The organism is Pseudomonas sp. IT-P260 (assembly GCF_949768395.1).
Taxonomy (GTDB): domain Bacteria; phylum Pseudomonadota; class Gammaproteobacteria; order Pseudomonadales; family Pseudomonadaceae; genus Aquipseudomonas; species Aquipseudomonas parakoreensis.
This window is the reverse complement of record NZ_CATKPO010000026.1, coordinates 1-412: the sequence shown is the minus strand read 5'-3', so window position 1 is coordinate 412 and position 412 is coordinate 1. Positions and strand designations below refer to the sequence as shown.

Sequence of the window (412 nt, the reverse complement as noted above, 5' to 3'; positions counted from 1 at the left end):
ACCGCAGGCGTCATAGGCATAACGCAGGGTGCCCCAGCCCTGATGCTCGGTGATCAGCCGGTCCTGCCGATCGTATTCAAAGGCCAGTGGATGTTGCTGGCCGTCATCGACGCCGATCAACCGGCCCAGGCGGTCATAGCAATACTCGACCTGAACCCCGTCGGGCAAAGTTTTCAGCAGCAGACGTCCAACCGCATCGCGCGCGTAGGCGGTAATCAGCGTCGAGCCGTCATCACCGAACTCAGTCTTCTCCAGCAGGTGCCCGTTGCGGTCGTAGGCGTACGCGGTGCGCCGGCCGTCGAAGCCGGTTTCCTGTCGGATCAATCCGGTGGGCGTGTAGTCCAGTCGGTACTTTTCGCCGGATTCGTTCTCGATTTCCGTCAGCAGCAGTTGCGCATGGTCGTAGCGGTAT

Annotated in this window: 1 pseudogene; it reads right to left on the bottom strand. The window is 61.2% G+C overall.

Annotated features, from left to right (window positions below):
- Nucleotides 1-412: pseudogene (locus ACM6HV_RS13955) on the bottom strand (RHS repeat protein); the annotation flags it as partial.